Here is a 16,124-nt window from a genome sequence, read left to right on the forward strand (position 1 = left end):
TGAATAGTCCTGCGTTGCTGCCTGCCTGAAGGTGTCCGGATGGCCGTGGAATCGGTGTCCGGATGCTTGTGGAATTAGTGTCCGGATGTCGGTGGAATGGGTGTCCGGATGATCATGGAATCCGCACATACAGTTGGCGAAAGTGAATATAGCGAACCTTTGGTTCGTCGTAAATACCCGTCAAGCAGCGTTTTATGAACTCGAAAATGAACCAACAAAAATTTATGTACTTTTGGTACTTGACTAAATGTGAACCTGTAGTTCATATTTACTCCATCGAGTCACCCAACAGGGACTCGCCGCAACACAGGCAGCGATGCCAGGCAGACGCCGAACCGCTCTTTAACAGCCAGCGCAACAAACAACAGACCGCATTGCCTCTACCGGCGACCGGCGAGCAGACAGGCCCGAAAGCCTGCCAACGACAGGGAAAACCTTGTACGGCTGCTCGATGGTGAAACGCCAGAACCGAGTGAGTGACCCGGCAAGCAATGCGCCCCGCGAATCCAAGCGGCAGAAGGGAGAGACACCGAATTCAAGAATTAGCGGGCCCGATAGCTTCGGCTGGGACCGCCGGACCTCATGCACCCTGCCCACCTAGCCGGGCAAACGAGCTGCAGCGTGCATGTTGTAGGGACCTGTGATCCAAGGCGAACAGATGCTGATTGAAGCCCTGGGGAGGAAGCTCACCGCCAACCTACGAAGACGAACGGCCAGCCCTGCAATCAGCAGCGGGCAACGGGCCACACCGCTGACGCAATAAACCCAGGCCGTCGCCAGTAGCGGGCCTGGGCTCACAGATGGCGCCCTGCTGTTTCAGGTCTGCCATCTGGTTTCACAAATGCCTCTAGTCCCCCTGGAGGTATTTGGAAGCCCTATCAACTGGAGCAAGCCATGGACATCAAATCGAACGAAGAATTACGCGAAGAGCTGTTGGTTCAAGCGATGAATCAGCTAAAGGCCCAGGCCAAAGAAGTGATCGACGGGATCATGGGCGACCTCTACTGCGATTACTTGCCACACGTGGTGACCGATACCGATTCGAATATCGGTCACCGGGTAACTGGCGTCATCAAAAACTTGATCGCCGGGAAATTCGAAAAGCTCGGCGGTTCGATGGTGAAGGTAAGCGATGACTACCAAGCCGAGCACCACATCAGCTTCACTAGCTGGGATGCCATGGTTAAGCCTCTGTGCGATCTGATGGGCCCTGAAATCGTCGGTGCCCGAGTCAAGCAGCTTGAAAACGAAGTCGAGTCGCTCAAACAGCAGCTCGAAAGCGCTTGGCGCCGCTGAACCCTCTCCTTGCACGTCAGCCAGACGAAAATTGGCCCGATCCTTTCCTTGGGGAGACTCGTATAGGGAGAGGCTGCATCGGAGCGTGATCTGGTTGCGACGGAGGTTCGCCCTCGATGGCGGATCGACGGATTGGGTCAGATCACACCCCGATGCGGAAGAAATCGCGGCCTATAACCGCCCACCTGCATGCAACACCCCTTGAAAACGGTGGCCACTGCCTTCCCAGTGAGCGAACAACGGAGGGTGACCATCATGGACTAGCCAATAGCTGCCCGACGCCACATGCGCCCGGCAGGCTTGTACGTAAAGGGGGAAAAGCCCGGTTCCGACTGGGCTTTTTTACGCGCCTCTACCCGTCAGCACTCCTCCCCCCGCGCCCATCGGCAACCAGCGGGAGGAATGAGGGCTGACGAATACAGGTGAACCAACCACTGAGGAATCAGAAATGGAATACATGGCAGCTCAAATGGATCGCCAGATCGAAGGCGCTCAGCTCGCATACGACGAGGCGCTTGAGGCAGGCCGAGCAGCGGCCTTCCCTTCAGCGCCTGACCACCAGTCTGGACGCGAGTACGGCGTAACCGTTCGTGATTATTTCGCGGCCAAGGCTATGCAGGCACTTATCTCCACCGCTGCAGCGCCATGCCTTTTCGGCCTTGACGACGCCGAGCATCAAACGGCCAAGGCCGCTTACAAGATGGCGGACGCAATGCTCGCTTCTCGTGCCTTCCTGCACACCGCCTAACCCCAAACACTGGAGGTCGCCATGGCCCGCACTTACGAATATTGGACGGTCAAGGATGGTGAGGATATTGCCGTCAACCTGACCGTTGTCTCTTTCTCGGCCCGGAAAGGAAATTTCAGTTCGCAAGCCGCTGATCCCGATGAGTATCACGGGCACTGCGAAATCGAGTGGGAATCGAAAGACGACACCAGCTTCATGACTGAATCCGAGATCGCCTCAATGGAGGAATGGCTTGTAAGCGAGCATTCCGAGTACCTGGCCGATCAGGACTACTACGACTAACCCGCCACCCTGGAGGCGACTATGAACGCAGCATTGAAGATATGCCAGGAGCGTTACGACGCTCAGTTGCCTCCAGATATCAGCGAGGCGAACCCGGAACAGGAATGGCTGGAACACTCGGCCGAGCAGTTGGTGTGCGGCATGGACATCAAGTGGAAGCGGCGCTTTGGCCGTCCGCAGGTCGTGACCTTCGACCGGTACTGCACCTATCTGCAAGGCATCCTGAATCAGCGCCAAATAGACGGACTGGATGAGCGCGACTCACTCGCCCGACTGTTCCTTTCGGCAATCCTTGGAAGTCAGAGCGATGCCAGGACACACGCCGCCGACCTGATCGGCCAGCAGCGTCCCATAGAAGCCGCCGAGCGCATCGCCATGGAGCTTCTGAAGCCATACGCCGCCGACGCTGTTGCAGCAGAACGGGAAGAGCGTGAAGACGATGTGGATGGTGATCTATGAGCCCTCACGTACTGATCGGCGAAGAGCTTGAGACCCTTGAAGATAGCCAAACACCGGTCAGCTGGTCGGTGATGATCCAGAAAACGCTGAGCGAAATGATGCTAGACGATCGCATCACCATCGCCGAATTCAACCACTACTGCGGGCGCCTCAACAAGATTGTTGCCCGGCGCAAGGAGGTGTCATGACCATCATCGCCGGATCATTTACAGGAATCGTGGAAGCCTTGAGAAATCGAGGCTTCTTGCTTTTGGCCGAAGTGAAATGGATCGAGCAGCCTTGCAAGTGTGCGGGCCGCTGGACTTGCAAGGTGTCAGTATGACCAACCAAACGATTGACGGCGTGTCGCGTGAGCTGCTTGAAACCCTTGTTTCAATTCATCCGAGCGATACGCGGTACCGACTGGCAAAGGAAGAGCTGCGCGCCATGATGGATGCGTCTTCTTCGGGTGATGGCTGGTATTTGGACGATTCTGGCAACCTTCGATACAGACCAGAAGAAAATCCAGCTGCCCAGCCCAGTGATGATCACATGGAGAGTGCGGAATTCAACGATCCACTTTACAACGCCGAGTCTGATGCAAGAAACGCTTCTGCGCTGCTCGAAGAAGTACTTGAGTGGTTCGATGACGGCGTCGGGCGTAGCCCTGAGGAATTCAGGTTGATGCGCCGGATCGGAGACTGGCTGGGTCGAAGCGTTGCAGAAATCAAAGATAGCAGTGAAGAGTGCGCCCACAGTGAGGCGAACAAGATCGGCTGCCCTGAATGCGGGGAGGTTTTCAAGTGATTAGCGAGAAGCAAGAATTGCTGAATTGCCCATTTTGCGGAAAAGAGCCGCGCTATGTTCCTGCAGATTACGTGGATAACCACGGCCAACCCTGGCCATTCGCTGAATGCAATCCATGCAACGTTGGCGCACCAGTAGAATTCTGGAACAGGCGATCCGGTGACGCAGCTCTGCCCGCTCGGGTGTCTGTCGAAAGCGGTCCTCACTACAGTTATAACCCCGCATCAGAATACGGTTATCTGGCTGGCTGGAACGCCTGCCTCGACGAAGTAAAAAGGCTAAACCCATGACCGCCCACCAGCGGCACAGGCGCCGCGCCATCCGCTGGGCCTTCTTCATCACCGGCCTGATCTTCTACGCCGTCCTGTTCCTGGGCCCCGCTATCGGCGGCCTGATAACCGAATAAACCCCAAACCTTCAATCGCTGCGAGCATCGCGGCAAGGATTCCCCATGTCCGCAGAACAACAACTGGCGATCCTGCCAGCCAAAGAAGTAGCCCTGGCAGTATTCAGCGCCCCTAACGGCCTGGACCCATACCTTCAGAGCGTCCGTGAAGAAATCGACAAGTTCAACGCCTCGGCACCTGACGTGAAAACCAAAAAGGGCCAAGACGCGTATCGCTCGATTGCTTACAGCCTGGCGGGATCAAAAACGAAACTCGACAGCCTGGGCAAAGAGCTCGTCGCAGAACTGAAGGATGTACCGAAAAAGATCGACGCCGAGCGCAAGCGCGTTCGTGAGCTGCTGAGCACGTGGCAAGAGGAAGTTCGCAAGCCGCTGACTGACTGGGAAGCCGCCGAGCAGGCTCGCAAGGATCGGCACGTCGATGCCGTACAGGCAATTGCGGATTTTGCCTTGGATCTGTCGGACGTCACCGCCGCGCAACTTCTTGAGTCTATCGCCTCGGTTGAGGCGGTGAAGATGGGCGAGCACTGGGAAGAGTTCGAGGCTGATGCTGCCCGCACCAAGGATCAGGTTCTGGACAAGTTGCGCACCACCCTCGCCGCCCGCCAGAAATATGAAACCGAACAGGCGGAACTGGTCAGGCTGCGCGCCGAAACAGAAGCGCAGGCCCAGCGCGAGCGCGACGCCCAGATCGCCCGTGAAGCAGAGGATCGTGCCCGCCGCGAAGCCGAGCAGCGTGCACAGGCAGAGCGTGATGCCGCCGCCAAGCGTGAAGCCGAAGCAAAAGCCGCCGCTGATCGCCGCGAGCTGGAGTTGAAGCTGGCTGCTGAGCAATCGGAGCGCGCCGCCGCCCAGGCAGCGCGGGACAAGATCGAATCGGAGCAGCGCGCCGCGCAACAGAAGATCGAAGACGAGCAGCGACATAAGCAAGCGATGGCTCAGGCCGAAGCAGATCGAGTAGCTGCTGAGCAGCGTGCAGAACAAGAGCGCATTGACTCGGAGCGCCGCCAAGCTGAAGCCGCTGAGCGAGCGAGACTCGCAGAGATCGCCCGGGCAAATGCCGCTGCCGACGAGATCAACCGCCAAGCCGCCGCGCGGGAAGCGGACAAGGCGCACAAAGCAAAGATCAACCGCGCCGCGCTGGACGCATTTATCGCCGGCGGTATGCCCGTGGAGTGCGCGAAACAGGCAGTCACCTTGATTGCTCAGCGCAAGATTCCAGCCATCGCCATCACTTACTGAGGTCGTCATGAACGAGATCATTCAAATGCCGGCACGCGAAAGCGCCGGCCTTACTGCTGCCGAGGTTCACCGTTTCTCGGCCGTAGAGATTCGCCAGCGCGTTAACCTGGTGCAGGAAGTGATGCAGGGCATCATGAAGCGGGAAACGCACTACGGCACCATCCCAGGCACCCAGAAACCAACCCTATACAAGCCGGGTGCTGAAGTGCTTTGTGTGACCTTCCGGGTTGCGCAGGAATACCGAATTGAAGATCTTTCCGGCCCAGGTGTAGCGCGCTACCGGGTCACTTGTGTTGGTCGTCACCAGATGACCGGTGTTGCTCTCGGCGAAGGCGTAGGCGAATGCTCGTCCAGCGAAGAGAAGTACAAGTGGCGCGGCGTCATCTGCAAAGCGGAATTGGACGCCACTCCGGAGAATCTGCGCCGGAAGAAATATTACAAAAACGGCAATACGGCCGACCAGATCCGCACCGAACCAGCAGACCTGGCCAACACCATCCTCAAGATGGCCTGCAAGCGGGCCATGATCGCCATGACGCTCAACGTCACTGCGGCATCGGACATCTTCACGCAGGACATCGAAGATCTACCCGAGGAGCTGCGGCCACAGGAGCAGGCTCAGGCTCAGACGCAAAGCCAGAAGGCCGCACAAGTCCCCCATGATCCTGCCCTGTCCGCTCACTGGATTACACAGGCCGAAGCTGCAATCACGCCCGACGCGCTGACAGAAGTTTGGAAGGCCGGGGTGGCTGTCATCAATGACGCCAAGGACACAACAGCCTACGACCTGTTCAAGGCTGCGGTGGTGGCGTGCGGAGTGAAGCTCAAGGCCGCCGAAGAGGCCAAGCCGGAAAGCGAGGACGTCGCAGACCAGCAGCCCGAACCACCAGCCGACGAAGAAGTTGAATTTGAGGAGGTCCCAGAATGATCATCGTGAATTGCGCGCAGGGGTCGGAAGAGTGGCACCAGGAGCGAGCCGGAGTTATCACCGCCAGCATGTTTGGCGATGCTCGAGCCAAACTGAAGTCAGGCCCGAACAAGGGCGAACCAACCGCCAAGGCCCAGGATTATGCATTCCGACTGGCTGTGGAGCGGATCAGCGGCAAGCCCCTTGATGGCGGTTTTGAGACCTGGCAAATGCGCCGCGGGCATGAACTCGAACCACAGGCCCGCATGGAGCATGAAGCTCAAACCGGCTTGATTATCACCCAGGTCGGACTGGTCAAAACCGACGACGGCGCATTTGGCGCCAGTGCAGATGGCTTCATCGGCGAAGATGGCGGCTCGGAGTACAAGTGCTTCCTTGCCCCTGAAAAACTTCGGTCGTTCCACATCGACAATGACGCCAGTGAGATCATGGACCAGGTACAGGGGTGCATGTGGATCACCGGTCGCAAGTGGTGGCACATCGGGATGTACTGCCCTGCCCTTGAATCGGTCGGACGACAGTTGTGGTGGCAGGAATTCAAGCGCGACGACAACTACATCGACAAGCTTGAAGAGGAGCTTTGGGAGTTCAAGCTGCTGGTGGACGGATACGAGGAGAAACTGCGGAGCAAAGCAGCATGATCAGTAACCTGAAATCAGACATCGAGTTCCGGCGCGAGAAAGCGCTGGAGCTTTCCAGTCAGGTACAACGGCACCTTGCCGCTGGCGGAAAACTCACCATCGGCGATAGTCCGGCGATCAATCCAGACCCGGCAAAGCGTTCGGAATTCATCGACCCGGCAACCATTCTCAAGCGCCGCAAGCCGCCCATCACCTGGGCCGAGCGTAACGCGCTGCGCAAACTCGCGGAGGCATTATGAGCAAGCGCAAGGCGCATAACCTGCAGGCGCGAATCGCGCGGTCGTGCCGCTCGCTGCTGGCCGCCAACCACGTCGCAGTGGTCAACATCGACCCCAGCGGGCGCCAGGGCATGATCAACTACAAATCGCTGAAGAACATCGCGCCGGGAAAGATTGGCCAGGCCGTCTGCGGTATCCCCCACCGATGGACGATCTACCTCAGCGCGCTCTGCATCGACACCCGCGGCGACCGCTACAGCAAGTCAGTGGAGGTTGCGCCCGATGGCGTCTACCTCTCCGACCACCTGGAAGACGTGATTGAGCATTGCTACATGAAGCTGCGCGCTGAGGCCAATAAAAGCCAGATGGTGGCTTCGGGCTGGATCGCCATACCCGAATCGATTTCGCTGGATGAGGCGCACGCCGCGCGGATCTTTGAAGCCGTCGGCGCCTGGCATCAGGTAAAGGTCGATTCATGCGCCGCATAGCCCGCACCCAGCAACGCAAACGTCAAACCTGGCTCGCACTGCCGGCCAGCGGAATAGAAGAGGTAGGCCATGGCTGCCGCGCAGAAAGAACGATCAGCAAAGACTGCGGCGAGGCGAAAGACTCGCGGCGAGGAAGAATTGCGACTCCACACCATGGCCGGCACCCGCCAAGCCTTGGCTGACCTGATGGCCTGGCACGGCATCGAGGAACAGGGCGAGGCCATGACCTTGATGATTCACCACCTGCACGGCCTGGGCCCGGCTGGATCGGCTCAGTTTCTCTCACCGCCGCGACACGAAATAACCATCAGTGAAAACGTGTCGGCAAAACTGCAGCTCGCCTACAACCGCGAAGCACTGCGCATCTGTGTAGACGAATAACCCACCCTACTCGCTGCATCCGGTAACGCGGAGGGCGGCGCCTGACTGGAGATAATCCATGCACGCAATAGCTACCCCGGCATACGGGGAGATTGTCGAGGATGTCGCTGAGTTCTTCGCGCCGATGGCTGGCGATGCAATTGACGGCCTGCTGGGTCGCTACGACTCAGCCCGGAGGAACATCGAAGCGCTTCATGATTTCGTGATAGCTGGCGGGAAAGCTGGTGCGCTGAACTACTTTCTCGACGGCAATGGCGACAACGGGAGACACGGAACAATATCGGTAGAACGCTTATTCCAGCTTCCAGGCGCGATAGCATCGCTCAACTCGTCATATTGGGGCGAAGCCCTGGCTCTGACAGATGTTTACGACGCAATGCCTCAAAAGCGCCGCAACGAATGGAACGAGCAGATTCGCGAGCACAAAGCACCAGACTTTGAAGAAAGCACGGTGCGGGCAACACTGAGCGAATTGCTTGCAGCCCGAGCTAAGTTCTTTGCTGAACGGGTAGACGGGATATTCCAGGCGCTTTCAGGCGAGCACGTAACGAACTCACCCTCGGCTTTCGGTAAGCGAATGATCGTCGCCCGTATGCTGACCTACTACGACACTGTGGACCACGACCGTGCGGGTTATCTGAATGACTTGCGTTGCATCATTGCAAAGTTCATGGGTCGGGATGAGCCTGGGCACAACAGCACAGGACCACTTCTGGAGATTCTGCGCCGAAACACCGGCCAGTGGCATTCGGTCGATGGTCACGCAATGAAGATCCGGCTTTACAAGAAAGGCACAGCGCACATTGAGATTCACCCGGAGATGGCCTGGCGCCTAAATTCTGTATTGGCCAGCATCTACCCTTCCGCCATTCCTGCCAGCTTCCGCACGAAACCTGCGCGCAGAACCAAAGAGTTCCAGATGGTTGGCCGCCCTTTGCCCTTCACCGTAGTCAATGCACTGGCAGGGATGAAGCAGCAGCCTTGCAAGCCGGTGCAGGTAGATCGTTGGAGCCCGCCGCGCGAGCCGCTGACAGATAACGTCAACGCCCTGCAGTTTGCCTATGACAGACACAGCGCGATCACCCAGGCAGAAGCGGAGAAGGTACTAGCTATGATCGGCGGAGTTAAGCGCACAGCCGTCGGGCACTCTTGGTTCGAGTTCGACTTCAACCCGCGCTCAGCTTTGGACGAAATTATCTCGAGCGGTTGTATTCCCGACCAGAGGGCTCACCAGTTCTACCCGACACCTGAAACCGTTGCGGAAGCCGCGGTGGAGCTGGCACACATCGATCCTGATCACAACTGCCTTGAGCCTAGCGCCGGCATGGGTGGACTTGCCGACCTGATGCCGAAAGCCAAAACCGTTTGCGTTGAAATCAGCGAGCTTCACTGCGAAGTATTGAAAGCCAAGGGCTACTACGTCGAGTGCGCCGATTTCCTGAAATGGCAGATCGCCGGAAAGTACGACCGTATCGTTATGAACCCGCCATACAGCGAAGGTCGCTGGCAGGCTCACATTGAGCGTGCAGCATCCATGCTCAAGCTCGGTGGAAGGTTAGTCGCAGTTTTGCCGGCCAGCGCGAAAGGCAAAGACGTGCTGCCAGGCCTGAAGCATGAATGGTCACAGATCTACAACAACGAATTCGCCGGCACCAGCGTGTCAGTTGTGATCCTCGCCGCCTCATCCATGTAAATCCAACTCTGATGCGCCGCCTAGCAGCGCCTGGAGAACCCCATGATCCGCCAATACCGATTCAGCGAGCTAATGGCTCGACTGACCAATGCTGAGTGGACGGTCATTCAAGATGCCCGAGGCAATTTGTGTTTATGCCGGTTGCCTACAGAGGCCGTCGGTTGTGATTTCTGATTATTTGGAGGTGGGTCATGAGTGAAGTGAAGCGGTTTTATGCAGAATTGGCTGAGGAAAATGACTACGGCGGATTTGTTCTGGCGTCCGATTTCGACCGGGTAACCGCCGAGCGTGACGCGGCGCTGGGGCGTGAGGCCAAGTTGATAGTTAATGCTGAAAGAGGAAAGAGAAAATTTCAGAAGCAATTGCAGCGATTGCAGGTTGCCGTAGGGCAGCGAAATACCTACAAGGGCCAGGTTATCGACCTTCAACATCGCCTGACCGCAGCTGACGCGCGTGTGGAGTTGTTGCGCAAGGCCCACCCATTCACCAATGACGTGGCGCACGACGTGTATGTGTGGCTGGAGATCGACGCCGCACTCAAGCCAGCAGAGGGACAGCTCAACCAGTGTGATGGCTGCCAGGCTGGTATTCCAGTTGTGAATGGCGCTCACCGCATGGGCAAACCTGGCGGCTACCCGGACCTGATTGGCTGCACGGCCAAGCTGTACAAACCAGTAGAGGGTGGTGGCGATGAGTGATATTTCTAAGCACCTTGATGAAGCGGAAAAGCATCTGGCAATTGCTGTTTCAATGATGCTCAAAGACGCGGGCAGCGCAAAGCGAATGCCCAGCGGCTCAATGTGGCTTGGGGCTTGGGGTGATGTGAGCAAGGCGACCAAGGCAATGCTCAGGGTGCGCTCCCTGGCAGAAAGGTTTCGCTTTATGGAGACGCTGCGCAAAAGAAAGCCAGGTGCGTTTGCAGCACAACCTGGCCAGGTAACACATGACTTGCAGACGGCAGAAACATACCACGAAATCGACCCTGTTTGCTCTGCATATTTTGTTCGCTGATGCAACGGCGAATGCATGGAGAACCTGTGATGCGCGCCCAACTCCCCGCCTACTGCTGGTGCCTGCTGGCACTGGCACAACTGATTTGCTGAGGTGATTTATGCGTGAGTTCAAAAGAGAAATTCGTTACACGGTCATCAAGCACAACCAATTGACCGAAAGCCAAATTCAATACCTGAAGAACTGCATATTCGGCGAAGGCATCCCGACCGTGAAGGCGGTGGTGGTTGAGGCGGATTGGCCGGAATACGAGCCTGTGTGGAGTCTGCTTGAGCGGCGTGCCAAGGGCCTTAAAGATCAGGTCGGTACTGTCATTGCTAAAACCTGGCTGGTTGGCGCGCCAAGAGTTGCAACGCTTTATGAGGCAAGTTCATTGCCTGATGGCGCAGCTCTTTACTTGGCGCCGCCAGCCGATTCAGGCCTTGCAGAAGTGACCCTGCAAATTCTTAAGCAGGCAAAGGACATCCCTGACGGACTTTACGCCCGCGCTAAATTTCTTGCGAATCAGGTAACCAAGCCATGACCACCAACCAAACGATTGGCGGCGTGCCGCGTGGTGAGCCGGTGTATCAGGTTAGCGACGGAGTAAACGGATGGTCTGACGTAGATCTTCTTCGATACACCGCGTGCTGCTTAGATCCTGAAGAATATGAATGTCGCGTGCTCTACGCCGAGCATCCCGCCCCAGTAGCGCCGCCCCCCATCAATTACGGCGCGCTCGATCCGGTTGAGCGGCTGGCGGTGTGTCGGGGTGAGGTGGCGGCGGCGGTGCCGGTGATCCCTGAGCTTACTGCCGAGTTGCGCTGGATCTTTGGATTAATGTGCTTCCAGTGCATCCACTATGCCCAGGGCCTGCGCCGCCTGGGCCGATCAATTCCAGAAAAGGCCGAGCACGAACAGGCGGCAGTGATCCACTGGATGCTCTGCCACTACATGAAAGACCCGGTCAATTGGCGCCTGAACGCTGCATCCGAGATGAAATCGGTAGCGCCAGAAACATAGGAGTACATCCGTACTCCACCCGCAAAACCTGTAACCCCTCCCCCTTCAAAGTCAGCCGCTATAGCGGCAAGGACAGGTATCGCCCAATGGAAACTACAGACGCTGTAGAGATTGCTTTCGTCAATGGCGCGTCGGCAGCTTGCGGCTGCAAGTCGAGGTTCAGCAGTGGCGGCGGCGAGTATTCGGACGTGCACTTCGTAACTCTGTGCGGAGAGCACAGCGGGAACAAGCCTTTCGGGCCGGCCGAGGTCAAGCGCGATGCGGACGGCTGGTGGTATCACCCGAACATTCCGAGCTTTGGCGAAGGCGAAGACCCGGCGCCCTACATTGCTTGGGTCAAGGAACAGGGACTGGAACTGAAAGGCTGGCACTCGGGCGACGAGACCTACGATCTTCCGGATGAGGATGCCGCGTGTACCGCCTGGAACCCTGAATCGCCCGGCCCTGAGTGGTTCTTGATGGGGATCTTCGATACCGAGGACGGCCCATATGTCCAATGGGCCCGCCGCGCCCCAGGCATGCAGCGCGAGGTCAGCGCGGTAGCTGCTGGCAGAGAGTTCTGCGGCGCATGCGGCGATGGCTGCGGCTCTTGCCAGGTAGCCGAGGAAAGCCCGCAGGTGAAACCATGAAAGTTACCGACGCAGAAATCCTGCAGGCCATCTGGCGCGCGCAGGTTAAACGAACAGCCCGTGGCGTTATCACCAACTACGTGGGCGGCTCCAAGGGCCTCACAGGTGAAAGCGACCAAGACCGTCACTACGCGCAATACCAGAGCATGATCAGCCGAGGAAACCTTGGCATCCAACTGAGTAATGGACAACTTGCACGGCGTCTCAAAGCGCTGATTGGCGGTGACAACCTACAGTGGCGCGGCCCCTCGGGTAACGGTTATGAGTTCTGCACGGAGGCAGCCATGGAGGTGTTTCATTTTGCCCGCAACTGGTGGAAAGACCACGGTGTGCCGTCAGGCTTTGATCAGATCAACAAGCGCATGCGGACTATGCGCCTCGATAATTACGACGACCTGGCCGCCCAGCTCGAACAGGAACTGCTGGAGCGCTTCGGAAATCAGGCGGTGACGCCATGATCGCCCCCCTCTGGTTCGCCTACGTCTTCATCTACAAGGGGCCCAGGCCATGAGCATAGTTCGCGAAAACTTGATGACTCGTCCCGGCTACACCCCGTACTGCGGCAACGGTCATTGCAGCATGCAGCGCACCAATTGGACGGGCGAACAGTTCAAGTGCCCCTACTGCAACTGGGTATCGCAATTCCCGGCGGACTTCATCGCTGAGTACAAAGAAAAGTGGCACGCAGCGGTGAAGTCGTGAAGCGGTTCTTCCGGCGTAAAGCCGAGGCTTGGCTGATCCAGCTGGCCGCCAAGATCCTGATAGATCGCAACGTCCAGCGCGCGGCAGTGGTATCCCGCCGCGACAACAACGACATGTGGAGCATGGCCGAAAAGCTCGAAGCCATCGCCCAGCGCATCAGCAAGAACTACCCCTAACCCCAATCCCCCTACATGCCTGCCGGTGAGCGGCGGGCGAGGTATTCCCATGTCCGTAGAATTGAAAGGCCACATCCTGAATCAGCGCCAACTGGACGCAATCGTCCCGGTTATGAATCTGCTGATGCAGGGAAAGGTTAAGCAGAAAGGCTTCGAAGACGCGTGTGTCAAAGCGCTTGAATCGGCTGGGTGCCCAGTGGGATACGACACGTCCATGCCGGGATCTGACACGACAGTGGCGGAACGAGCCCAGGCATGGATCCTGAATGGCCGCGTAGGCATGTCCGCAAAGGCGATCTACTGCCACATGACAGGTAATGCTGACAAGGACCGCTGGAATCACCCACATGACCCTGACGACCTCAATCGCTGCCTCTTGCTGCTGGATCTAATACCAGAGTGGAAAGAGCGCATGCCGGAAATGAAATCGCGCAGTCCTGCATGGGCTGGTCTGGCAGCCAACTGGGCAGAGATCAGCCAAACCTTCGTCGACGAGGCCGGCATGGATTGGTGCAAGGCCAAAAACGCACCGAAAACCTACGCCCTCATGGAGCAGGCAATCGGCAACTACGAAGAGCCTGGCGTTTTCCGAATCCGCTTATAACTCACCTTCTGCCGCCCAGCGCGGCAAGGACACCCCATGTACGCAACGAAACTCACCCTGCTCCTGACGGCCATCGTGTTGTACGTGGCGGGGTCCACGTTCTGGTTTTTCTGGCAGGTGCCGGAGCTGCTCTCCACCGGTACCGACCAACACCTGATCGCAGCATTCGCCGGCACCATCGCCTGGATGCTGCTCACCTTCGGTTTCATCATCCACATCATCAAGACAGCGCGGCCTACAGCGGGCGCAAGGAGAGAGTCATGAACAGAGCAGAAAACATTGATCGCTTCCTACGCCTCGATGAGGTGCTTCACACAACCGGCCTGGGCCGCAATACTGTTTATAGAAGGATCAGGGAGGGCACCTTCCCAAAACAGGTTAGAATAGGCCCAAACTCGGTCGCCTGGCGCCAGTCAGTCATTGCTGAATGGATGGCTGCAACAACCCCCAGCGAAGACCAATCAGTACATTGATAAGTACACCAGCAACCGAAACCCTCATACACCCCGCCAAAATCAAGCCTTACAGGTCATACCGTGGAAATTTTCAAAGAGTTCACATTCGAGTCCGCCCACCGCTTGCCCCACGTTCCTGATGGCCATAAATGCGGGCGCCTGCATGGTCACTCCTTCAAGGTGGCCATCCACCTGAGCGGCGACCTCGATCCGCATACCGGCTGGATCCGTGACTTTTCGGAGATCAAGGCGATTTTCAAGCCGCTCTACGAGCGCCTCGACCACAATTACCTCAACGACATCCCCGGCCTGGAAAACCCCACCAGTGAAGTACTGGCCAAGTGGATCTGGAATGAGTTGAAGCCGTTGTTGCCGGAACTCAGCGCCATTCGTATCCATGAGACCTGCACCAGTGGTTGTATTTATCGCGGCGAGTAATTCCTGGAATTGATTGCACGGCTCACGTGTGTGAATTGTCGGAGCCCGCAGAATGTAAAGCAAGCTTGACACCCGATATTTGCCCTCGTAATGTAAAGCTCCCTTTACTTACGGAACGCACGCATGCCGATCAAACGTTATTTGGTGGAATTCTTCATCGCCCTGGCCGCCTATGTGGTTGCCGTGCTTGTCAGTACCTACTTTCTGGCCGACACCCCCGAGGGCGCAGGGAAAATCGCCCTCGCCCTGGTCCCGGTCATTCCCCTCGTCGCCATGGCCTTGGTGGCGATCCGTCAATTAGGGCGAATGGATGAGATGGGCCGTAAGATTCAATTGGAAGCCCTGGGCATTGCATTTATCTGCACGGCGCTGATCACCTTCAGTTATGGCTTCCTGGAAACCGCCGGCCTGCCACGCCTGTCGATGTTTTTTGTATGGCCCATCATGGGCGGTATCTGGGCAATAGCCACGGTGATCGGTGCAAGGCGTTATCGATGAACAACCTGATGCGCGAATTGCGCACCGAGCGAGGCTGGTCCCAGGCGGATCTGGCGGCACAACTTGAAGTGTCGCGCCAGACCGTCAACGCCATCGAGACTGGCCGCTACGACCCCAGCCTGCCGTTGGCCTTCAAAATAGCCAGGCTGTTTGAACGGCCGATCGAGGCGATTTTTGAGGCGCCCTCGGCGTAAGGGTTTGCGTTCGAGGATCACAGCGATTAAAACCAGACTTCGCCGCAACTCAAGGAACTGAACTATGGAATCCACCTGGCTGGCTCAGGCCAAGCGCCTGCAGGCATTGGCCTCCACAGCACTGCACTTTTGCAAGAACGAATTCGACCGTGAGCACCTTGAGGAGATCGCCCAGATCGCCCACTCGATGCTCGCGCAGTTGGGTAACGTGCCTCTGGAAAGTATTACCGGCCTGGTCTCAGACTTTGCCCAACGCTACTCAACCCCACTGATTGACGTGAGAGGCGCAGTGATCGAGGGCGATCGGATCCTGCTGGTGCGCGAAGCAACGGACGGTTGCTGGGCGCTCCCCGGCGGGTTTGCGGATGTCGGTTTATCTGCTGCCGAGAACGTGATCAAGGAAATTCACGAAGAAGCCGGGCTGACAGTCACCGCACAAACGCTGTACAGCATTACTCACAAGGCCAAAGGTCTGTACACACCCGATGTAAGGGATTTCTACAAGCTGTACTTCCTCTGTGACCGGACTGATCAGGCCGCCCCCATGGCCGGGTTGGAGACCACCGATGTCGGCTTCTTCCGCCTCGACGACCTGCCTCCCCTGTCACGCGGGCGCACCATCGAGAGTGATCTTGAAGCCGCCTTCGCCTTTCACCGCGGGGAAATCACCCAGACCCTGTTCGACTGACACCCTGGCCCGGTGATCCAATTTGTCTCACCGCTGCACCGCTTTCGCGCCTGAGCGGCCATCCCTGCTGTGCAACCTGCACAGCGCCCCCACGTGCGCATCACCGCCACGCAGTTGGCACGCGCACTGCAACAGCCCCGGTGTCACTCACAGGGGAAC

Annotated in this window: 29 protein-coding genes; all 29 read left to right on the plus strand. The window is 57.6% G+C overall.

Annotated features, from left to right (window positions below; translation table 11 throughout):
* Positions 1-894: 894 nt before the first annotated feature.
* The 29 genes from BLL38_RS21935 to BLL38_RS22070 all read left to right on the plus strand — a co-directional run bounded on the left by BLL38_RS21935 (position 895) and on the right by BLL38_RS22070 (position 15,965).
* Positions 895-1,296 carry a hypothetical protein gene (locus BLL38_RS21935; RefSeq protein WP_076964329.1) on the plus strand — a complete coding sequence of 134 codons (402 nt, stop codon included), beginning with the start codon at positions 895-897 and terminating at the stop codon, positions 1,294-1,296.
* 448 nt (positions 1,297-1,744) lie between these two features.
* Entirely contained in the window at positions 1,745-2,044 is a 300-nt protein-coding gene (locus BLL38_RS21940) for a hypothetical protein (RefSeq protein WP_076964330.1), read from the plus strand.
* A 21-nt stretch (positions 2,045-2,065) separates the two neighbouring features.
* Entirely contained in the window at positions 2,066-2,326 is a 261-nt protein-coding gene (locus BLL38_RS21945; protein WP_076964331.1) for a hypothetical protein, read from the plus strand.
* Between the two features lie 21 nt (positions 2,327-2,347).
* The gene (locus BLL38_RS21950; protein WP_076964332.1) at positions 2,348-2,785 is read left to right on the plus strand and encodes a hypothetical protein; all 438 of its coding nucleotides are present in this window, start codon (positions 2,348-2,350) and stop codon (positions 2,783-2,785) included.
* Positions 2,782-2,973: a hypothetical protein gene (locus tag BLL38_RS21955; RefSeq protein WP_047274360.1), complete on the plus strand. Its 192-nt coding sequence runs from the start codon at positions 2,782-2,784 to the stop codon at positions 2,971-2,973. The genes BLL38_RS21950 and BLL38_RS21955 overlap by 4 nt, the downstream gene beginning before the upstream one ends.
* Complete coding sequence (locus BLL38_RS31145) at positions 2,970-3,107, plus strand: hypothetical protein (RefSeq protein ID WP_162843711.1); 138 nt, start codon at positions 2,970-2,972, stop codon at positions 3,105-3,107. The genes BLL38_RS21955 and BLL38_RS31145 overlap by 4 nt, the downstream gene beginning before the upstream one ends.
* A complete protein-coding gene (locus tag BLL38_RS21960; protein ID WP_076964333.1) occupies positions 3,104-3,571 on the plus strand; it encodes a hypothetical protein in 468 nt (155 codons plus the stop codon). The genes BLL38_RS31145 and BLL38_RS21960 overlap by 4 nt, the downstream gene beginning before the upstream one ends.
* A 451-nt stretch (positions 3,572-4,022) precedes the next feature.
* Entirely contained in the window at positions 4,023-5,219 is a 1,197-nt protein-coding gene (locus tag BLL38_RS21965) for a coiled-coil domain-containing protein (protein ID WP_038440769.1), read from the plus strand.
* A gap of 7 nt (positions 5,220-5,226) precedes the next feature.
* Complete coding sequence (locus BLL38_RS21970; protein WP_038440768.1) at positions 5,227-6,147, plus strand: hypothetical protein; 921 nt, start codon at positions 5,227-5,229, stop codon at positions 6,145-6,147.
* Positions 6,144-6,788, plus strand: a complete 645-nt coding sequence (locus BLL38_RS21975) for a lambda exonuclease family protein (protein ID WP_038440767.1) — start codon at positions 6,144-6,146, stop codon at positions 6,786-6,788. Before BLL38_RS21970 ends, BLL38_RS21975 begins: the two co-directional genes overlap by 4 nt.
* Positions 6,785-7,027 (plus strand): hypothetical protein, encoded by a 243-nt coding sequence (locus BLL38_RS21980; RefSeq protein WP_038440766.1) that lies wholly within the window; start codon positions 6,785-6,787, stop codon positions 7,025-7,027. The genes BLL38_RS21975 and BLL38_RS21980 overlap by 4 nt, the downstream gene beginning before the upstream one ends.
* Positions 7,024-7,494, plus strand: coding sequence for a hypothetical protein (locus BLL38_RS21985; protein ID WP_038440764.1), 471 nt, complete (start codon positions 7,024-7,026; stop codon positions 7,492-7,494). The genes BLL38_RS21980 and BLL38_RS21985 overlap by 4 nt, the downstream gene beginning before the upstream one ends.
* Positions 7,495-7,563: 69 nt before the next feature.
* Complete coding sequence (locus BLL38_RS21990; protein ID WP_038440762.1) at positions 7,564-7,875, plus strand: hypothetical protein; 312 nt, start codon at positions 7,564-7,566, stop codon at positions 7,873-7,875.
* A gap of 58 nt (positions 7,876-7,933) precedes the next feature.
* A complete protein-coding gene (locus BLL38_RS21995; RefSeq protein WP_038440761.1) occupies positions 7,934-9,568 on the plus strand; it encodes a class I SAM-dependent methyltransferase in 1,635 nt (544 codons plus the stop codon).
* A 191-nt stretch (positions 9,569-9,759) separates the two neighbouring features.
* Positions 9,760-10,266 (plus strand): hypothetical protein, encoded by a 507-nt coding sequence (locus BLL38_RS22000; protein WP_038440759.1) that lies wholly within the window; start codon positions 9,760-9,762, stop codon positions 10,264-10,266.
* A complete protein-coding gene (locus BLL38_RS22005) occupies positions 10,259-10,579 on the plus strand; it encodes a hypothetical protein (protein ID WP_038440756.1) in 321 nt (106 codons plus the stop codon). The genes BLL38_RS22000 and BLL38_RS22005 overlap by 8 nt, the downstream gene beginning before the upstream one ends.
* A 100-nt stretch (positions 10,580-10,679) precedes the next feature.
* Positions 10,680-11,102: a hypothetical protein gene (locus tag BLL38_RS22010; RefSeq protein ID WP_076964334.1), complete on the plus strand. Its 423-nt coding sequence runs from the start codon at positions 10,680-10,682 to the stop codon at positions 11,100-11,102.
* A complete protein-coding gene (locus BLL38_RS22015) occupies positions 11,099-11,581 on the plus strand; it encodes a hypothetical protein (protein WP_076964335.1) in 483 nt (160 codons plus the stop codon). Before BLL38_RS22010 ends, BLL38_RS22015 begins: the two co-directional genes overlap by 4 nt.
* Before the next feature lie 86 nt (positions 11,582-11,667).
* The gene (locus BLL38_RS22020) at positions 11,668-12,210 is read left to right on the plus strand and encodes a hypothetical protein (RefSeq protein WP_242627631.1); all 543 of its coding nucleotides are present in this window, start codon (positions 11,668-11,670) and stop codon (positions 12,208-12,210) included.
* Positions 12,207-12,668, plus strand: a complete 462-nt coding sequence (locus BLL38_RS22025) for a hypothetical protein (RefSeq protein WP_076964336.1) — start codon at positions 12,207-12,209, stop codon at positions 12,666-12,668. The genes BLL38_RS22020 and BLL38_RS22025 overlap by 4 nt, the downstream gene beginning before the upstream one ends.
* A gap of 49 nt (positions 12,669-12,717) precedes the next feature.
* Positions 12,718-12,912, plus strand: coding sequence for a hypothetical protein (locus tag BLL38_RS22030; RefSeq protein ID WP_076964337.1), 195 nt, complete (start codon positions 12,718-12,720; stop codon positions 12,910-12,912).
* The gene (locus BLL38_RS22035) at positions 12,909-13,088 is read left to right on the plus strand and encodes a hypothetical protein (protein ID WP_076964338.1); all 180 of its coding nucleotides are present in this window, start codon (positions 12,909-12,911) and stop codon (positions 13,086-13,088) included. The genes BLL38_RS22030 and BLL38_RS22035 overlap by 4 nt, the downstream gene beginning before the upstream one ends.
* Before the next feature lie 49 nt (positions 13,089-13,137).
* Positions 13,138-13,692, plus strand: coding sequence for a hypothetical protein (locus BLL38_RS31270; RefSeq protein ID WP_207303161.1), 555 nt, complete (start codon positions 13,138-13,140; stop codon positions 13,690-13,692).
* A gap of 36 nt (positions 13,693-13,728) precedes the next feature.
* Entirely contained in the window at positions 13,729-13,956 is a 228-nt protein-coding gene (locus BLL38_RS22045; RefSeq protein ID WP_076964339.1) for a hypothetical protein, read from the plus strand.
* The gene (locus tag BLL38_RS22050) at positions 13,953-14,165 is read left to right on the plus strand and encodes a helix-turn-helix transcriptional regulator (protein WP_060772666.1); all 213 of its coding nucleotides are present in this window, start codon (positions 13,953-13,955) and stop codon (positions 14,163-14,165) included. Before BLL38_RS22045 ends, BLL38_RS22050 begins: the two co-directional genes overlap by 4 nt.
* 63 nt (positions 14,166-14,228) lie before the next feature.
* Positions 14,229-14,585 carry a 6-carboxytetrahydropterin synthase QueD gene (gene queD / locus BLL38_RS22055; protein WP_003173033.1) on the plus strand — a complete coding sequence of 119 codons (357 nt, stop codon included), beginning with the start codon at positions 14,229-14,231 and terminating at the stop codon, positions 14,583-14,585.
* Between the two features lie 123 nt (positions 14,586-14,708).
* On the plus strand, positions 14,709-15,083 hold the full coding sequence (locus BLL38_RS22060; RefSeq protein WP_076964340.1) for a hypothetical protein: 375 nt from the start codon (positions 14,709-14,711) through the stop codon (positions 15,081-15,083).
* Complete coding sequence (locus BLL38_RS22065) at positions 15,080-15,277, plus strand: helix-turn-helix transcriptional regulator (protein ID WP_032857469.1); 198 nt, start codon at positions 15,080-15,082, stop codon at positions 15,275-15,277. Before BLL38_RS22060 ends, BLL38_RS22065 begins: the two co-directional genes overlap by 4 nt.
* A gap of 64 nt (positions 15,278-15,341) precedes the next feature.
* Complete coding sequence (locus BLL38_RS22070; protein ID WP_076964341.1) at positions 15,342-15,965, plus strand: NUDIX hydrolase; 624 nt, start codon at positions 15,342-15,344, stop codon at positions 15,963-15,965.
* Positions 15,966-16,124 lie beyond the last annotated feature (159 nt).

The organism is Pseudomonas gessardii (assembly GCF_001983165.1).
Taxonomy (GTDB): Bacteria; Pseudomonadota; Gammaproteobacteria; order Pseudomonadales; family Pseudomonadaceae; genus Aquipseudomonas; species Aquipseudomonas gessardii.

Excerpts from the sequence above, each read along its gene's own strand:
- BLL38_RS21935 (WP_076964329.1), top strand. The coding sequence starts at position 895 with ATGGACATCAAATCGAACGAAGAATTACGCGAAGAGCTGTTGGTTCAA.
- BLL38_RS21940 (WP_076964330.1), top strand. The coding sequence starts at position 1,745 with ATGGAATACATGGCAGCTCAAATGGATCGCCAGATCGAAGGCGCTCAG.
- BLL38_RS21945 (WP_076964331.1), top strand. The coding sequence starts at position 2,066 with ATGGCCCGCACTTACGAATATTGGACGGTCAAGGATGGTGAGGATATT.
- BLL38_RS21950 (WP_076964332.1), top strand. The coding sequence starts at position 2,348 with ATGAACGCAGCATTGAAGATATGCCAGGAGCGTTACGACGCTCAGTTG.
- BLL38_RS21955 (WP_047274360.1), top strand. The coding sequence starts at position 2,782 with ATGAGCCCTCACGTACTGATCGGCGAAGAGCTTGAGACCCTTGAAGAT.
- BLL38_RS31145 (WP_162843711.1), top strand. The coding sequence starts at position 2,970 with ATGACCATCATCGCCGGATCATTTACAGGAATCGTGGAAGCCTTGAGA.
- BLL38_RS21960 (WP_076964333.1), top strand. The coding sequence starts at position 3,104 with ATGACCAACCAAACGATTGACGGCGTGTCGCGTGAGCTGCTTGAAACC.
- BLL38_RS21965 (WP_038440769.1), top strand. The coding sequence starts at position 4,023 with ATGTCCGCAGAACAACAACTGGCGATCCTGCCAGCCAAAGAAGTAGCC.
- BLL38_RS21970 (WP_038440768.1), top strand. The coding sequence starts at position 5,227 with ATGAACGAGATCATTCAAATGCCGGCACGCGAAAGCGCCGGCCTTACT.
- BLL38_RS21975 (WP_038440767.1), top strand. The coding sequence starts at position 6,144 with ATGATCATCGTGAATTGCGCGCAGGGGTCGGAAGAGTGGCACCAGGAG.
- BLL38_RS21980 (WP_038440766.1), top strand. The coding sequence starts at position 6,785 with ATGATCAGTAACCTGAAATCAGACATCGAGTTCCGGCGCGAGAAAGCG.
- BLL38_RS21985 (WP_038440764.1), top strand. The coding sequence starts at position 7,024 with ATGAGCAAGCGCAAGGCGCATAACCTGCAGGCGCGAATCGCGCGGTCG.
- BLL38_RS21990 (WP_038440762.1), top strand. The coding sequence starts at position 7,564 with ATGGCTGCCGCGCAGAAAGAACGATCAGCAAAGACTGCGGCGAGGCGA.
- BLL38_RS21995 (WP_038440761.1), top strand. The coding sequence starts at position 7,934 with ATGCACGCAATAGCTACCCCGGCATACGGGGAGATTGTCGAGGATGTC.
- BLL38_RS22000 (WP_038440759.1), top strand. The coding sequence starts at position 9,760 with ATGAGTGAAGTGAAGCGGTTTTATGCAGAATTGGCTGAGGAAAATGAC.
- BLL38_RS22005 (WP_038440756.1), top strand. The coding sequence starts at position 10,259 with ATGAGTGATATTTCTAAGCACCTTGATGAAGCGGAAAAGCATCTGGCA.
- BLL38_RS22010 (WP_076964334.1), top strand. The coding sequence starts at position 10,680 with ATGCGTGAGTTCAAAAGAGAAATTCGTTACACGGTCATCAAGCACAAC.
- BLL38_RS22015 (WP_076964335.1), top strand. The coding sequence starts at position 11,099 with ATGACCACCAACCAAACGATTGGCGGCGTGCCGCGTGGTGAGCCGGTG.
- BLL38_RS22020 (WP_242627631.1), top strand. The coding sequence starts at position 11,668 with ATGGAAACTACAGACGCTGTAGAGATTGCTTTCGTCAATGGCGCGTCG.
- BLL38_RS22025 (WP_076964336.1), top strand. The coding sequence starts at position 12,207 with ATGAAAGTTACCGACGCAGAAATCCTGCAGGCCATCTGGCGCGCGCAG.
- BLL38_RS22030 (WP_076964337.1), top strand. The coding sequence starts at position 12,718 with ATGAGCATAGTTCGCGAAAACTTGATGACTCGTCCCGGCTACACCCCG.
- BLL38_RS31270 (WP_207303161.1), top strand. The coding sequence starts at position 13,138 with ATGTCCGTAGAATTGAAAGGCCACATCCTGAATCAGCGCCAACTGGAC.
- BLL38_RS22045 (WP_076964339.1), top strand. The coding sequence starts at position 13,729 with ATGTACGCAACGAAACTCACCCTGCTCCTGACGGCCATCGTGTTGTAC.
- BLL38_RS22050 (WP_060772666.1), top strand. The coding sequence starts at position 13,953 with ATGAACAGAGCAGAAAACATTGATCGCTTCCTACGCCTCGATGAGGTG.
- BLL38_RS22060 (WP_076964340.1), top strand. The coding sequence starts at position 14,709 with ATGCCGATCAAACGTTATTTGGTGGAATTCTTCATCGCCCTGGCCGCC.
- BLL38_RS22065 (WP_032857469.1), top strand. The coding sequence starts at position 15,080 with ATGAACAACCTGATGCGCGAATTGCGCACCGAGCGAGGCTGGTCCCAG.
- BLL38_RS22070 (WP_076964341.1), top strand. The coding sequence starts at position 15,342 with ATGGAATCCACCTGGCTGGCTCAGGCCAAGCGCCTGCAGGCATTGGCC.